Genomic DNA, 13,930 nt, shown 5'->3' on the forward strand with positions numbered 1-13,930 from the left:
AGAACCGGTCCCCGAGCGAGAGCGCACGTCCGCCCTGCAGCGACCTCGTCGCGCCCGTCGGACCGAGGAATATGCCACGCCTCCGCGTGACCCTCAGCCGGCTCGCAGGGCGGTGGTGGCCCGGTAGAGCAGTCCCGGCCCGCGGGCGGTCAGCGGAGATCCGGCCGGCACGAACGCCGACCGGCCCGGGCTCAACTCGAGTTCGCCGTCGGCCGAGCCCAGCACCGCGGTGCCCTCGGCGCACAGCAGCACCTGCGGGCCATCGGTGGTCAGCACCCCCGGGTCGGCGCCCAACTGGCAGCGGGTGAGCTCGAAGTCCTCCACCGGCACCTGGTAGCGCAGGCCGCCGGGGCCGAGCACCGGGTGCAGCACCGGCACCTTGCCGTCGGTGAAGTCGAGCACCTCGATCAACGCGGCCAGGTCGACGTGCTTGGTGGTCAGGCCACCGCGCAGCACGTTGTCCGAGCTGGCCATCACCTCGATGCCGGCGCCGCACAGGTAAGCGTGCAGGTTGCCGGCGGGCAGGAAGACCGCCTCGCCGGGGGCCAGCCGCAGGTGGTTGCACATCAGCGAGATGACCACGCCCGGGTCGCCGGGGTAGGTCTCGGCGAGGGTCGCCGCCCAGCGGTAGGTGTTGATGAATTCCGGGTCGTGGGCGTTGACGAAACTGAGCGCCCGCATGGCGACGGCCGCGACCAGCGACTCCCGCCGCTTCGCCGACAGGGCAATCACCTGGGGGATGGCCGCCCGCAGCCCGCCGCGGGCGAGCGCGGCGATGGTCGACTTCAGCTCGGGCAGCTGCAGCTTGGCCAGGCAGTGCAGCGACTCCTCGACCGGGCGGAAGCCGCACAGCGCCTCGACCGGGGTGATGGCCAGCAGCACCTCGGGCTTGTGGAACGGGTCCTTGAAGGTGCGGGTCGGGTCGTCGCGCGGGATGCCGGCGGCCTCCTCGGCGGCGAAGCCGGCCTCGGCCTGCGCCGTGGTCGGGTGGGCCTGCAGCGACAGCGGGGTGTCGGCGGCCAGCACCTTCATCAGGAAGGGCAGCCGGGTGCCGAACCGCTCGTGCACCAGCACGCCCAGCAGCTCGTCGGGTGCGCCGGCGATCGCGGCGTCCAGCCCGCGGCCGTCGGGCAGCACACTGGGCGCGTCGGGATGGGCCCCCATCCACAGCTCGGCGTGCGGCTGGTCAGCCGGTGAGGGCTCACCCAGCAGTTCGGGAATGACGGTCCGACTGCCCCAGGGATAGTGCCGGACGGTGCTGCTCAGCTGCCACATCGTCCCGGAGGTTACTGGTGTCGCGGTCACTCCCGACAGGTCGGCAGGATGCGCGCCACACCACAGCGGCCTCTCACCCGTGCGGGGCGGTCCCGCCCGTGGAGCCGCCACCTCCGGCGGGAGCCGGACGGCGGATGTCGGGCTCGAGGTAGATCACCCGGGCGATGGGCACCGCCGCGCGGATGCGTGACTCGGCGGCGTCGATCGCCTGTGCAACCGACCCCGCGGTGTCGTCGGAGCGCACCGCGATCTTGGCGCCGACCAGGAGCTCCTCGGGCCCGAGGTGCTGGGTGCGCATGTGGATGACCGACAACACGTCATCGCCCTCCTCGAGCGCGGCGACGATGGCCCGCCGGTCGGCCGGAGTCGCCGCCTCACCGATGAGCAGGCTCTTGGTCTCCATGCCCAGCACGATGGCCACGACCACCAGGAGCAGGCCGATGGCGATGGTCCCCAGGCCGTCGTAGAGCCCGTTGCCGGTCAGCGCGGACAGCCCGACGCCCAGCAATGCGAACACCAGGCCGGCGAGCGCCGCGGTGTCCTCCAGGAGGACGACGGGCAGCTCGGGGGCGCGGGCGTGCCGGATGAAGGCCCAGTAGCTCTCACCGGGCTTGCGGACGGCGTTGGTCTCCTTGACCGCGGTACGCAGCGAGAAGCCCTCCAAGCCCATGGCGATGACCAGCACGCCGATCGCCCAGGCCGCCGAGTCCACTTCCTCCGAGCCGAGGATCTTGTGCACACCCTCGTAGATGGCGAAGAGCCCACCGACGCTGAACAGGACCACGGCGACCAGGAAGCCGTAGAGGTACCGGTCCCGGCCGAAGCCGAACGGGTGGTCCGGCGTGGCCTCCCGCTTGGAGGTGCGCCCACCCAGCAGCAGCAGCCCCTGGTTGCCCGAGTCGGCCAACGAGTGGATCGCCTCGGCGAGCATCGAGGAGGCGCCGGTGACCAGGAAGGCGATGAACTTGGCGACCGCGATACCGAGGTTGGCGGCCAGCGCGGCGAGGATGGCCTTGTTGCTGCCACCGTGCCCGCCGGCTGACTCGCTGCCGTGGTCGCCGTTGCCGTTCGCCGTCGACGGGGCCTGTGCGCTCGCTGTGTGTTCGCTCATGACCTGCCCATCATGGATGGAGAGCCCGCTCGTGGTCCAACGCGAGCGCCAGGTAGACGGCGCTGAAGTCGGCGACGGCCAGCTGGCGGGCCAGCTGGACCAGCCGCGGGTACCGGTCCGGCTCACCGTGGTCGGCCAGCGCGCTCACCGGGACGTTGCGCGCGGTCGCGGTGCGCAGCACCTCCTGCAGCGCCACGGCCGCCGACCGGGGCTCGCGCTCGGAGGTGCCGTCGTCGTCGCCGACGTCGCCGTCCCGGATGGTCAGCAGCCGTAGCCGCCGGCCGGGGTCGGCCTCCCGGTCGCGGAAGAAGTCGTCCTGCCCTCCCGCCGGGGCCAGCGGCCCGCCGAGCACGGTGCGGGCGGCGACCCGCTGGTCGGGCAGCCGGAAGGTGGGAACCGGCAGGCCGGCCAACGTGGCGAGCTGGTCGGCGACCCGCTCCGCGGCCGCGCCGGCCAGCGGTCCCTCGGCGGCGATGACCGGCAGCGCGTCCAGCAGTTCCAGGGCCAGCGTCTTGGCCGGGTTGACGAAGGACTCGCGGGCCGGGCCGCACTCGGCGGCAACCTCGTCCAGTGCCCCGGCCACTCCCTCGGTGTCGGCCGTGCCCGCGGGCAGCAGGCCCAGCTGGTCGGCCAGCAGCAGCATCGGGGTCAGCAGCGACCACAGGGTCGTGTGCCGCACCCGGGAGGCCGGCAGCGACACGTACGGGGCGCGGGCGCCGCCGCAGGCGGCGTGCAGCGGCGCGTCCTCGGCGCCGATGCCCACCAGCGCCACGCCGCGGCGGGCCGCTTCGTAGGCCGGGGTGACGGCGTAACGGCCGGCGCCGGTCCGGGTGGCGACCACGACGACGTCGGAGGCGCCCATCCACACCGGCAGCGCCGGGCCGGGCACCACGTCGACGGTGACCGGACTGCTCGGCCCCAGCAGGGCGCGCAGCACCGAGGCGGCCACCGCGCCCTCCCGTCGGGCGACGATCACGAGGCCGCGTGGGCGGCCGCCGGCGGTCACCCGCTCCAGCGAGGCCTCCCCGGTCAGCCGGGCGGTCTCCCGCACCTGGGCACCGGCGCCGGCAACGGCCGGCAACAGCCCGCGGGGGTCGCGGGCGCGCAGCAGGTCGAGGTCGTCGAGGACCTTCTCGGCCAGCTCCGGAGAGGTCATGCCGGCCGCTGCCGGGCCTCGTCGAGCAGCAGAACCGGGATGCCGTCACGCACGGGGAACGCCCGGTGGCAGGTGCCGCAGACCAGCTCGGCGGCCGCCACGTCGAGGGTGAGCGGGCTGTGGTGCGTGTCGGGGCAGGCCAGGATCTGCAGCAGCGCCGGGTCGATGCCCAGCGTCGCGGTGTTCGTCTCGGGACCGGTCATGACCGCACCATCTCCAGTACCTCGTCGCGCACGGCCGCCATCCGCGGCTCGTCCGGTGCCTCCACGTTCAGCCGCAGCAGCGGCTCGGTGTTGCTGGCCCGCAGGTTGAACCAGGCACCGTCGGGCAGCTGCACGGTGAGCCCGTCCAGGTCGTCCAGGGTCACGCCCTCGCGGGAGCCCCAGGTCGCGCGGACCGCGGCGACCCGCCCGGGGGCGTCGGCCACCGTGGAGTTGACCTCCCCGGAGGCTGCGTACCGGCTGTACTCGGCGGTCAGCTCCGACAGCGGGCGGAACTGCTCGCCCAGCGCCGCGAGCACGTGCATCGCGGCGAGCATGCCGGTGTCGGCGCGCCAGAAGTCGCGGAAGTAGTAGTGCGCCGAGTGCTCGCCGCCGAAGACCGCGTCGGTGCGGGCCATCTCGGCCTTGATGAACGAGTGCCCCACCCGGGTACGCACCGGCTCGCCGCCGTGCTCCCGGACGATCTCCGGCACTGCCTTGGAGGTGATCAGGTTGTGGATGATCGTGGTGCCCCGGCCCTTCGCCAGCTCTCGGACGGCGACCAGGGCGGTGATCGCCGAGGGACTGACCGCCTGCCCGCGCTCGTCGACGATGAAACAACGGTCCGCGTCGCCGTCGAAGGCCAGTCCGATGTCGGCGCCGTGCTCGACCACCGCGGCCTGCAGGTCGACCAGGTTGGCCGGGTCGAGCGGGTTGGCCTCGTGGTTGGGGAAGGTGCCGTCGAGCTCGAAGTACATCGGGACGACGTCCAGCGGAAGACCGGACAGCACCACGGGCACGGTGAACCCGCCCATGCCGTTGCCGGCGTCGACGACGACCTTCAGCGGGCGGATGCCGGACAGGTCGACCAGCTGGCGGAGGTAGCCGGCGTACTCGGCGGCGAGGTCGCGGCTGCTGACCGAGCCGAGCCGCTCGGGCCTGCGGTCGAAGACGCCGTCCCGGCCGTCGACCAGCCGCTGGGCGCACTCCCGGATCTGCACCAGCCCCGAGTCCCGGCCGATGGGCGCCGCGCCGGCCCGGCAGAGCTTGATGCCGTTGTACTGCGCCGGATTGTGGCTGGCGGTGAACATCGCACCGGGCAGCTGCAGCGACCCGGCCGCGAAGTAGAGCATGTCGGTGGAGCCCAGTCCGGCCTCGACGACGTCCAGCCCGCGGCCCAGCACGCCCTCGGCGAAAGCCCGGGAGAGCGGAACCGAGCTCTCCCGCATGTCGTGCGCGGTGACGACGGCGGGAGCTCCGGTCTCGGCGTGCACGAACTCGGCGAACGCGGCACCGATGGCCCGCGCGACGTCGACGTCCCACTGGTCGGGCACCACCCCGCGCACGTCGTAGGCCTTGATGATCGACGACAGGTCTGACACGCGGACGACCCTATCGGCGAGCCCGGCATCCCGCGTCGGCCCCGCTGCAGGGTCCCGCCGCGAGCGTGCGAGCGGTGGGGGGCAGCGGGTCCTTCTTCAGGGAAGGTTGGGCAGGACCCGCAGGTGCCCGCGCCGCGTGCCGCTGCCGTCGTCGGCGGGGTTGCGCACGGGCTCGGGCCGGGCCGCCTCACGGACGGCGTCGGCCAGCGCGAGCAGGTCGTCGCCGGTCGGCCCGGCGTCGTCGGCGTCCATCTCGTGCCGCACGACCTCCCAGCCGCGCGGGACGGTCAGCCGCTCCGCGTGGAACTCGCACAGGTCGTAGCTGTGCGGCTCCGAGTAGGTCGCCAAGGGACCGACGACGGCCGTGGACTCCGCGTACACGTAGGTCAGGGTCGCCGCCGCCGGTTGCGCGCAGCCGCTGCGCGAGCAGCGACGTGACTGCCTCACCACCGGGTCCTCACAGATCGGCACACTAACCGCGATTCGTCCATCTGGGGCGCAGGCACACCGGAAACGCCGCGCGCGTGCCGCGGGACACCTCCCGGCGGGGCGCGAAGGGGTCCGGGTGGGGCGGCGACCCGTACGCTCGCACCCGCGATGTCCCGCTCTCCTGCCCGCGCCCGGCGCGACCGCCACGGCCGCGGTCTGCGCGGCCGCCTCGTCCCCCCGACCGTGCCGCTGTCCCGCAGCCGCGCGGAACAATTCGACGACCTGGTGCTCGACGCCGTCGAGGAGCTGGAGCGGCGCTGGGAGCGCGAGCTGGCCGGCGTGGAGTTCGCCGTCGAGGACGTGCCCTGGGTCGACCACAGCAGCCCCGACGAGGTCGTGCTGGACGCCGACGTGCTCGACGACGCCAGCGTCCCGCTCGCCCGCGTGCTGCCCGCCCACCGTGAGGACGGCCGGGAGCACCCCGCCCGGATCGTGGTCTACCGGCGGCCCCTGGAGATCCGCGCCGCCGACCGCGACGACCTCGCCGACCTGGTCCGCGACGTCGTCGTCGACCAGGTCGCGGTGCTGCTGGGCCGCGACCCGGAGGAGATCGATCCCCCCGGCTGATCGGGTCCTCCCCGGAACCGGCCGGGCGCCACTGCCATGCTGCCGGGGATGAGCACGCACAACCTCGCCTCGGGCGCCGCCCTCGCCTCGGTGTCCACGGCCACGCTGACCGCCTGGGTGGTCCTGGCCGTCGCGGTGGGCATCGCGCTGGGCCTGCTGGGTGCCCGGCTCACCGGCCGCCGACACAGCGCCCGGCCCGCACCCACGGCGGCACTCCCTCCGGACGCGCCGGTCCCGCCAGCGGGCGGCGCACTGCGGGGGACGGTCCCGTTCGTCGACGACCTGCCCGGGTTCCTCGAGCACCCGCCGGGCACACCTGCCCCCAGCACCTCCCGGGCCCCTTCGGCGCCGCGCACCGGGGCCACGGCGTCCACGGTGTCCGCGCCGTCGACCGGCGACGCCGGGGGCGGCCCCTCGGCGCGGTCGGCGGTGCTGGCCATGGTGGTGGCCGCGGTGGTGCTCGTCGTCCTGGCGGTCGTGGTCGCAGTGACCGCCGGCCGGGGCCCGGCCGACACCACCTCCACCGCACCCACCTCCGCCGCAGCCACCTCCGCCGTTGCCGGCGCGGCGACCGCCGGCACCACCGCGCCGGCAACGGCACCGACCGGGTCGGCCGCCGCGGGCGTGGACCCGGCCGTCCCGACCACGGTGGCACCGGAGACGACGACCGAGACCGCCGCAGCGGCGCTGGCCTTCAGCTCCGTGCCGCTGGGCGACGACGGGGTCGCGGCCAGCGTCACCTTCGGTGGCGTGCTGCTCGAGCAGCGCGCCGTCGGGCTCACCGTCACCTATCCCAGCCTGAGCGTCAGCAGCGACGGAGCGCAGGCGCTGGCCCACGTCCGACTGCCGACGTTCAACTGCCTGACCGACGAGCCGCCCGCCGACCCGATGGCGGCCGGCTGCAGCCGCTCACTGACCGAGTACGCCGACCTCGCCAGCCCTGCCCTCCAGGTCAGCCGGGACGGCGAGAGGCTCGACGTGCTCGGCCTGTTCCCCACCTACACCCGGTTCAAGGGCTCGTCGCCGGCCTACACCGGGCGGGCCTACCAGCTCACCGCAACGATCTCCCCCGCCGGCGCGGTTCGCGGCGGGGTGGCGGCGGCCAGCGGCGTGGTGCGGATCGGCCTGGACAGCGCGCCCAGCACGCCGGTGCCCGGCGTCAACGTGCTGCAGTACGCCGGCTGAGCCGATAGCGCCGCACGGTCAGCGGCGTCCGAGCACCCGCAGGCCGGCCGAGGCGGTCAGGGTGACCACCGGCGAGCCGAGCTCGCGGCGCAGGCCGCCCACGGCGGAGGCGCCCCACCACGGCCACCGGTCGCCGGAGACGGGGTCGAGCAGGGTCAGCAGCAGGGCCGCGGGCGCATCGTCCCCCGGGACGACGGCCAGTTCGAGGGCGCCGACGGCGGCGTGCAGGCGGGCGCTGGCGCGCACGAACGGCCGGTCGGGCGCGGGCAGCCGGTCCAGCACGGCGGGCAGCCAGCGGTCCAGCCCGGCCGGGTCGGTCGTACGGACGACGTCGGCCACCGAGTCGAGCTCGTCGACCAGCCGGCGGCTGCGGGCATTGGCCAGCGAGGCCGACGGCAGGGCGGCGGCCAGGTGCCGCACGGTGGGGTCGCCCAGCGGTAGGCCGCCCAGGCGCATCGTCCACGGGCCGCGGAGCCGGTCGAGAGTTTCCAGCACACCCTCGGCGAGCCGGCGGGCGACGTCGTCGTCCCGCGCGAGGAGGCGGCTCGGCGGCCGGCCGCCGGGGACGGGCCCGACGGCGTCGCCCAGCAGGGTCACCGCGGTGGCCGGGCCCCGGCGGGAGAACGACAACAGGGCCGCCCCGTCGGGACGGCCCTGCCGGTGCTGCTCGACCACCACCGCCCGGGGGCGGCCCGAGGGGACGAGGGAGGCGGACTGCACGTTCAGCACGGCGGTCAGCCACGGCCCACGGGCGGTGACAGGCGCTGCGAGGTCGGATATGAGGGGTGCCGCGGCACGGACCTCGCGGACCACTCGGGTGCGTCCGACGGCGACCCGGGTGACCACGGGAGTCAGTCGACCACACCGGGAGGTTCGGCCGCCTCCAGGGCGTCCCCGAGCCTGCGAGGTGACCCAGGAAGGGGTCCTCTCTCCAGGAGGGGTCCTTCTTCAGCCGGCGCGGCGACGCAGGCGGCGCCGCTCACGCTCGGACAGGCCGCCCCAGATGCCGAAGCGCTCGTCGTTGCCCAGGGCGTACTCCAGGCACTCGGAGCGAACCTCGCAGCCGGTGCAGATCTTCTTCGCCTCGCGGGTCGAGCCGCCCTTCTCCGGGAAGAACGCCTCGGGATCGGTCTCGGCGCACAGCGCGCTCTCCTGCCAGCCCTGTTCGTCCAGCAGCCCCCCGGGCAGGCCGGCGTCGAAGGTCGCCCCGCCCTGCGGGCTCATGCCGAGCACGTCGGCCACGTAGGCGGACGGCGCGGAACCGGCCGCTGCGCTGTTGTACTCGCTCAACCACGACACCTCAGCCATCACGATGCGTCCCCTCACGTCTCGTTCCGGCGAGCCTTCCCGGGCGGTTCCCGAGCGGCCAGCGCCTGATGACAACGTTGGAATTACACGCGTGTCGTGAAGGCCGGGTCAAGTTGACGGGGTGTAACGCCGGACCACTCCGGTCCCACCCGTCACCCCTGGTCCCCGGGGGGTCACGATCCACCTCGACACGCCGCCGGGGCAGTCAGGTTCTGCCCAGTCCGGCGCACAGGTTTCGTCCAGATCGATCGGCCCTCGACCGGTCCCCCCGGGGTCCTGCGGTCGACTTCTGCCCATCAGGCACCATGGACCGGTGCAGATCGTCGTGCTGGCCGGAGGCGTGGGCGGCGCCCGTTTCCTGCGCGGGGTGCTCGCCGCGGCGCCCGGCGCCGACGTCACCGTGGTGGTGAACACAGGCGACGACGTGACGATGCACGGGTTGCGGATCTGCCCCGACCTGGACACCGTGATGTACACGCTGGGGAACGGGATCGACGAGGAACGCGGCTGGGGCCGGCGCGGTGAGAGCTGGACGGTCAAGAACGAACTGGCTGCCTACGGCGCCGAGCCGACCTGGTTCGGGCTCGGCGACCGCGACCTCGCGACCCATCTCGTCCGCACCCGCATGCTGGACGCCGGCTACCCCCTCTCGGAGGTCACCGCGGCGCTGTCCACCCGCTGGCAGCCCGGCGTCCGGCTGCTGCCGATGAGCGACCAGCGGGTCGAGACCCACGTCGTCGTGGCCGACCCCGAGACCGGGCGGCCGCAGGCGATCCACTTCCAGGAGTGGTGGGTCCGGCACCGTGCGTCGCTGGAGGCCAGCGCCTTCGTCCAGGTCGGCGTGGACAGAGCCCGCCCGGCCCCCGGCGTCGTCGAGGCCCTCACCGGCGCCGACGCCGTCCTGCTCGCCCCGTCGAACCCGGTGGTCTCCATCGGCACCGTGCTCGGCGTCCCCGGCATCCGCGAGGCGCTGCGCGGCACGGCCGGCCGGGTCGTGGGCGTGTCCCCGATCGTCGGCGGCGAGGTGGTGCGCGGCATGGCCGACCGCTGCCTGCCGGTCGTCGGCGTCGAGGTCAGCGCCGAGGGCGTGGGTCGCCACTACGGCGCCCGCTCCGACGGCGGCCTGCTCGACGCCTGGCTGGTGCAGACCGGCGATGGTGCCTCCGTCCCCGGCGTCGACGTCCGCCCGGTGCCGCTGCTGATGAGCTCGCCGGAGACCACCGAGGCGCTGGCCCGGGCCGCGCTGGACGCCGCGGTAGAAGGACCCCGTCCTCCCCACCCTTCGCACGCTCAGGGCGGGCCCCGGGACGGGGCCGGCGGCCGATGACCGAGCCGGCTGCCGGCTACTCGGTGTTCCCGGTGCTCGGCCTGCCGGAGTTCGCGCCCGGCGACGACCTGGCCGCCGCGATTGCCGCCGCCGCCCCGTGGCTGACCGACGGGGACGTCGTGGTGGTGACCTCCAAGGTCGTCTCCAAGGTCGAGGGCAACCTCGTCCACGTCGAGCCGGGCACCGACCGGGAGGCGGCCCGCCAGCGCGCGGTCGATGCCGAGACCGTCCGGGTGGTCGCCCGCCGCGGACCGCTGCGGATCGTGGAGACCCGGCACGGCTGGGTGGTCGCCGCGGCCGGCATCGACGCCTCCAACGTGGCCGCCGACAGCCTGGTCCTGCTGCCCGCCGACGCCGACGCCTCGGCCCGGGAACTCCGCACGGGCCTGGGCCGGCTGCTGAGCGTGCGGGTGGGCGTCGTGGTCAGCGACACGTTCGGCCGCCCGTGGCGCGACGGGCTCACCGACGTCGCGGTCGGCGCTGCCGGGGTCCCGGCTCTGCTGGACCTGCGCGGCGAGGTCGACGCGTACGGCAATCGGCTGGAGACCACGCAGGTCGCCCTGGTCGACGAGCTCGCCGCCGCGGCGGACCTGGTGAAGGGCAAGCTGGCCGGGGTGCCGGTCGCCGTCGTCCGCGGGCTGGCGCTGCCCGACCCGGCCGGCGACGACGCCGGCGCCCGCCCGCTGGTCCGGCTCGGCGCCGGCGACCTGTTCCCGTTCGGCAGCCGCGACCTGGTGGCCGGTCGCGCCCCCGCCGAGCGGATCACCCCCCGGCCCGGGGACCTCGACGCGGTCGCCGAGGCCTTCCGAATCGCCGCGGTCGCGCTGCCGGAGTTCCCCGTCGTGCTGTCCTACGGCCGGGAGAGCGACGGCGGCATCGACGTGCACCTCGCTGACGCCGTCACCCGGACCACCGCCATCGCCCTGGGGGCCGTGCTGGGCGCCGTCCTGGTGCACCTCCGCGCCGAGGGCTGGGCGACCCGCTGGGAGCCGGTGAGCACGCCGGGCGCCTCCTCGCTGGTGGGCCGGCTCTGGCTGGGCGCCGACGACTCCGCCCAGGAGCAGCCCGGCTCGCTCGATTAGCCTGCCCGCCGTGGAGATCCACGAGCTCGCCGTCCCCGACAGCTATGTGCTGGACCTGGTGCCGCACGGTGACTCCCGCGGCCGGTTCACCGAGTGGTACCGGGCCGACGTGCTGGCCGAGGCGACCGGCCTCGGGCTGACGCTGGCCCAGGCGAACCACTCCGTGTCCGCCCGCGGCGTGCTGCGCGGCGTGCACTTCGCGCTGGTGCCGCCGGGACAGGCCAAGTACGTGTACTGCCCGGCTGGAAAGGTGCTGGACGTGGTCGTTGACGTGCGGGTCGGCTCCCCCACGTTCGGTGTGCACGACTCGGTAGTGCTCGACAGCGAGCAGCCCCGGGCGGTGTACCTGGCCGAGGGGCTGGGGCACGCCTTCGTGTCGCTGGCCGACGGCAGCTCGGTGACCTACCTGGTGTCCACCGGCTACTCCCCCGGCCGCGAATTCGGCATCCACCCGATGGACTCCGTCCTGGACCTGCCCTGGCCGGCCGACGTGGAGCTCGAGCTGTCGGCCAAGGACCTCGCCGCCCCCACGCTCGCCCAGGCCCGGGAGCAGGAACTGCTGCCGACGATGGCGCAGTGCTCCGCGCGGTACGCGGAACTGCGGGCAGGCTGAGTCCGTGCGGAGTCCCCGACTGCTCCACTGGCTGTGTGTCCTGGTGGCGGCCGGCGTCCTCACCGGCTTCGCCTTGCTTCTGCTGACCGGGAAGTACGTCAGCGACGGCCCCGTGGTTGTCGCGGTGACGCACGATCACGGCGTGCACGCCGGCGACCCGTTCGTGGTCGCGGGCTGGGCCCTGGGCATGCTGGCGGTGGGCCGCCTCGCCCTGGCCCCCGGCCGCGGGTCGTCCGGCTGACCGCGCCGTCTCGTACGGAGCGCCCGCGTCCTCAGGCCGCCCCGGGCGACCTCAGCTGGTCGAGGCACACCTGCAACGACTGCTGCCACGCCGGGAGTGGCGTGAGGCCGGCAGCGGTCCAGCTGGCCGGGTCCAGGACGCTGTAGGCAGGCCGCTGCGCCGGCCGGGGGAAGGCCTCGGTGGTGGTGGGCAGTACCCGGTCGGGGTCGGCACCGGTGCGGGCGAAGACCTCGCGGGCCAGACCGTGCCAGGTGGTGCTGCCGGCGTCGGTGGCGTGCAGCACCCCCCGGGTGCCGGTGGCCGCCAGCTCGACCAGACCGGCGGCCAGATCCGCGGACCAGGTGGGGCTGCCGGTCTGGTCGGCCACCACGGGAACGGTGTCCCGCTCGCCCTCGAGCCGGAGCATGGTGCGCACGAAGTTGCTGCCGTGGGCGGCGTAGACCCAGGCGGTGCGGACGACGACGGCGTCATCGTCCACGGCGGCAACCGCGCGTTCCCCGGCGAGCTTGGTGCGGCCGTAGGCGGTGCGGGGGGCCGGGGTGTCGCCGGCGCCGTAGGGAGTGGTGGCAGCGCCGTCGAAGACGTAGTCGGTGGAGACGTGCACCAGCCGGCCGCGACCGGCCAGCTCCTGCGCCAGCCAGCCGGGGGCGGTGCCGTTCAGCAGGGCGGCGGTGTCCTCGTCGGCCTCCGCAGCGTCGACGGCCGTGTAGGCAGCGGCGTTGAGCAGCACCGGCCGGTCCCCGCGGCCCTCGGCCGCGACCAGCCAGCCGCGCACGGTGGCACGGACGCCGTCCTCGTCGGTGAGGTCCAGCTGCGCCCGGCCCAGCGCGGTGACGGTGTCGCCGTCCCGGCCGGCGAGCACGGCTCGCAGGTCGGTGCCCAGCTGCCCGGTGGCGCCGGTCACCAGCCAGGATACCGGCGGCGAGGAGCTCACGCGCGCACCTTGAGCGGTTCCCACCAGGCGCGGTTGTCCCGGTACCACTGCACGGTCAGCGCCAGGCCGTCCTCGAAGCTCATCCGGGGGGCGTAGCCGAGGGCGGCGGTCATGGTGAAGTCGACGGAGTAGCGCAGGTCGTGGCCGCCGCCGCGGGGGTCGACGATGTTCTCCACGTAGGACCAGTCGCGGCCGGTGGCGGCCAGCAGCTGCTCGGTGAGCTCCTTGTTCGACAGCTCCCGGCCGCCACCAATGTTGTAGAACTCCCCGGCCGCGCCCTTCTCCAGCACGAGCTGGATGCCGCGGCAATGGTCGTCGACGAACAGCCAGTCGCGGACGTTCGCGCCCTCGCCGTACAGCGGCACCTTGTGACCGTCGAGCAGTTTGGTGACGAACAGCGGGATGACCTTCTCCGGGTAGTGGTAGGGCCCGTAGTTGTTCGAGCAGCGGGTGATCGAGATGTCCAGGCCGTAGGTCTTGGCGTAGGCGCGAGCGATCAGGTCGCTGCCCGCCTTGGCCGCCGAGTACGGGGAGTTCGGCTCCAGCAGGTGGTCCTCGGTCCAGGAGCCCTCGGTGATGGAGCCGTAGACCTCGTCGGTGGACACGTGCACCACCCGGGGCACCTGGTGCCGGACGGCGGCGTCGAAGACCTGCTGGGCGCCGAGCACGTTGGTCAGCACGAAACCGGCTGCGCCGGTGATGGAGCGGTCGACGTGTGACTCGGCCGCGAAGTTGACCACCACGTCGTGCCCGGGCAGGGCGGCGTCCAGGTCCGCGGCCGAGCAGATGTCGCCGCGCACGAAGGTGTAGTTCGGGGAGTCGGCGACCGGGGCGAGGTTGGCCAGGTTCCCGGCGTAGGTCAACTTGTCGAAGACGGTGACCTGCGCGTCCTCGTAGCCGGGATAGCCACCCGCGAGCATTGTTCGTACGTAGTGCGAGCCGATGAAGCCCGCTCCGCCGGTGACCAGGACGCGCATGACCTGCACGCTAGTTGCTGCACCGGCGCGGACGGGAATGCCCAGCCCAGGACCTACCACGGGGGAGTCGAGACGGCTCGGCG

At 74.3% G+C, this 13,930-nt stretch carries 16 protein-coding genes; 6 read left to right on the forward strand and 10 right to left on the reverse strand.

Annotated elements, in window-relative coordinates; translation table 11 throughout:
• Window positions 1-93: 93 nt before the first annotated feature.
• From manA to BLW04_RS00705, 6 genes are all read right to left on the reverse strand, one after another.
• Window positions 94-1,275: a mannose-6-phosphate isomerase, class I gene (manA, locus tag BLW04_RS00680; RefSeq protein ID WP_091536060.1), complete on the reverse strand. Its 1,182-nt coding sequence runs from the start codon at window positions 1,273-1,275 to the stop codon at window positions 94-96.
• A 73-nt stretch (window positions 1,276-1,348) separates the two neighbouring features.
• Window positions 1,349-2,386, reverse strand: coding sequence for a cation diffusion facilitator family transporter (locus tag BLW04_RS00685; protein WP_091536063.1), 1,038 nt, complete (start codon window positions 2,384-2,386; stop codon window positions 1,349-1,351).
• A 10-nt stretch (window positions 2,387-2,396) separates the two neighbouring features.
• Entirely contained in the window at window positions 2,397-3,542 is a 1,146-nt protein-coding gene (locus BLW04_RS00690) for an SIS domain-containing protein (RefSeq protein ID WP_091536066.1), read from the reverse strand.
• Window positions 3,539-3,709 (reverse strand): Trm112 family protein, encoded by a 171-nt coding sequence (locus BLW04_RS00695; protein ID WP_371327759.1) that lies wholly within the window; start codon window positions 3,707-3,709, stop codon window positions 3,539-3,541. Before BLW04_RS00695 ends, BLW04_RS00690 begins: the two co-directional genes overlap by 4 nt.
• A gap of 32 nt (window positions 3,710-3,741) precedes the next feature.
• A complete protein-coding gene (locus tag BLW04_RS00700; protein WP_091536071.1) occupies window positions 3,742-5,124 on the reverse strand; it encodes a phosphomannomutase/phosphoglucomutase in 1,383 nt (460 codons plus the stop codon).
• Between the two features lie 96 nt (window positions 5,125-5,220).
• On the reverse strand, window positions 5,221-5,571 hold the full coding sequence (locus BLW04_RS00705) for a DUF3499 domain-containing protein (protein ID WP_091536770.1): 351 nt from the start codon (window positions 5,569-5,571) through the stop codon (window positions 5,221-5,223).
• Window positions 5,572-5,721: 150 nt separating this feature from the next.
• Here BLW04_RS00705 and BLW04_RS00710 point away from each other — a divergent pair, with 150 nt between their 5' ends.
• Entirely contained in the window at window positions 5,722-6,180 is a 459-nt protein-coding gene (locus tag BLW04_RS00710; RefSeq protein ID WP_091536073.1) for a metallopeptidase family protein, read from the forward strand.
• Window positions 6,181-6,228: 48 nt separating this feature from the next.
• Window positions 6,229-7,365: a hypothetical protein gene (locus tag BLW04_RS00715; RefSeq protein WP_139306689.1), complete on the forward strand. Its 1,137-nt coding sequence runs from the start codon at window positions 6,229-6,231 to the stop codon at window positions 7,363-7,365.
• 18 nt (window positions 7,366-7,383) lie between these two features.
• Here BLW04_RS00715 and BLW04_RS00720 read toward each other — a convergent pair whose 3' ends face one another.
• Window positions 7,384-8,085, reverse strand: a complete 702-nt coding sequence (locus BLW04_RS00720; protein WP_254780919.1) for a hypothetical protein — start codon at window positions 8,083-8,085, stop codon at window positions 7,384-7,386.
• A 228-nt stretch (window positions 8,086-8,313) separates the two neighbouring features.
• Window positions 8,314-8,589, reverse strand: a complete 276-nt coding sequence (locus tag BLW04_RS00725) for a WhiB family transcriptional regulator (RefSeq protein ID WP_175483860.1) — start codon at window positions 8,587-8,589, stop codon at window positions 8,314-8,316.
• A 397-nt stretch (window positions 8,590-8,986) separates the two neighbouring features.
• Between BLW04_RS00725 and cofD the strand changes: the two genes are divergently transcribed.
• Genes cofD through BLW04_RS00745 form a run of 4 tightly spaced genes read left to right on the forward strand, consistent with a single transcriptional unit; the run spans window position 8,987 to window position 11,936 of the window.
• Complete coding sequence (gene cofD / locus BLW04_RS00730) at window positions 8,987-10,000, forward strand: 2-phospho-L-lactate transferase (protein ID WP_091536081.1); 1,014 nt, start codon at window positions 8,987-8,989, stop codon at window positions 9,998-10,000.
• Entirely contained in the window at window positions 9,997-11,082 is a 1,086-nt protein-coding gene (locus BLW04_RS00735; RefSeq protein WP_091536084.1) for a coenzyme F420-0:L-glutamate ligase, read from the forward strand. The genes cofD and BLW04_RS00735 overlap by 4 nt, the downstream gene beginning before the upstream one ends.
• A gap of 10 nt (window positions 11,083-11,092) precedes the next feature.
• Window positions 11,093-11,695, forward strand: coding sequence for a dTDP-4-dehydrorhamnose 3,5-epimerase family protein (locus tag BLW04_RS00740; RefSeq protein WP_091536086.1), 603 nt, complete (start codon window positions 11,093-11,095; stop codon window positions 11,693-11,695).
• Window positions 11,696-11,699: 4 nt separating this feature from the next.
• On the forward strand, window positions 11,700-11,936 hold the full coding sequence (locus tag BLW04_RS00745) for a hypothetical protein (RefSeq protein ID WP_139306690.1): 237 nt from the start codon (window positions 11,700-11,702) through the stop codon (window positions 11,934-11,936).
• A 31-nt stretch (window positions 11,937-11,967) separates the two neighbouring features.
• On the opposite strand, the gene rfbD is transcribed toward BLW04_RS00745, so the two are convergent.
• Entirely contained in the window at window positions 11,968-12,870 is a 903-nt protein-coding gene (gene rfbD, locus BLW04_RS00750; RefSeq protein WP_217630778.1) for a dTDP-4-dehydrorhamnose reductase, read from the reverse strand.
• A complete protein-coding gene (gene rfbB / locus BLW04_RS00755; RefSeq protein WP_091536776.1) occupies window positions 12,867-13,847 on the reverse strand; it encodes a dTDP-glucose 4,6-dehydratase in 981 nt (326 codons plus the stop codon). Before rfbB ends, rfbD begins: the two co-directional genes overlap by 4 nt.
• Between the last annotated feature and the right edge of the window lie 83 nt (window positions 13,848-13,930).

It is taken from the genome of Modestobacter sp. DSM 44400 (assembly GCF_900107175.1).
Classification (GTDB): Bacteria; Actinomycetota; Actinomycetes; order Mycobacteriales; family Geodermatophilaceae; genus Modestobacter.

Bases quoted from the DNA above. Each gene is read 5' to 3' on its own strand.
- manA (WP_091536060.1), bottom strand. From the start codon at position 1,275: ATGTGGCAGCTGAGCAGCACCGTCCGGCACTATCCCTGGGGCAGTCGG.
- BLW04_RS00685 (WP_091536063.1), bottom strand. From the start codon at position 2,386: ATGAGCGAACACACAGCGAGCGCACAGGCCCCGTCGACGGCGAACGGC.
- BLW04_RS00690 (WP_091536066.1), bottom strand. From the start codon at position 3,542: ATGACCTCTCCGGAGCTGGCCGAGAAGGTCCTCGACGACCTCGACCTG.
- BLW04_RS00710 (WP_091536073.1), top strand. From the start codon at position 5,722: ATGTCCCGCTCTCCTGCCCGCGCCCGGCGCGACCGCCACGGCCGCGGT.
- BLW04_RS00715 (WP_139306689.1), top strand. From the start codon at position 6,229: ATGAGCACGCACAACCTCGCCTCGGGCGCCGCCCTCGCCTCGGTGTCC.
- BLW04_RS00725 (WP_175483860.1), bottom strand. From the start codon at position 8,589: ATGAGCCCGCAGGGCGGGGCGACCTTCGACGCCGGCCTGCCCGGGGGG.
- BLW04_RS00735 (WP_091536084.1), top strand. From the start codon at position 9,997: ATGACCGAGCCGGCTGCCGGCTACTCGGTGTTCCCGGTGCTCGGCCTG.
- rfbB (WP_091536776.1), bottom strand. From the start codon at position 13,847: ATGCGCGTCCTGGTCACCGGCGGAGCGGGCTTCATCGGCTCGCACTAC.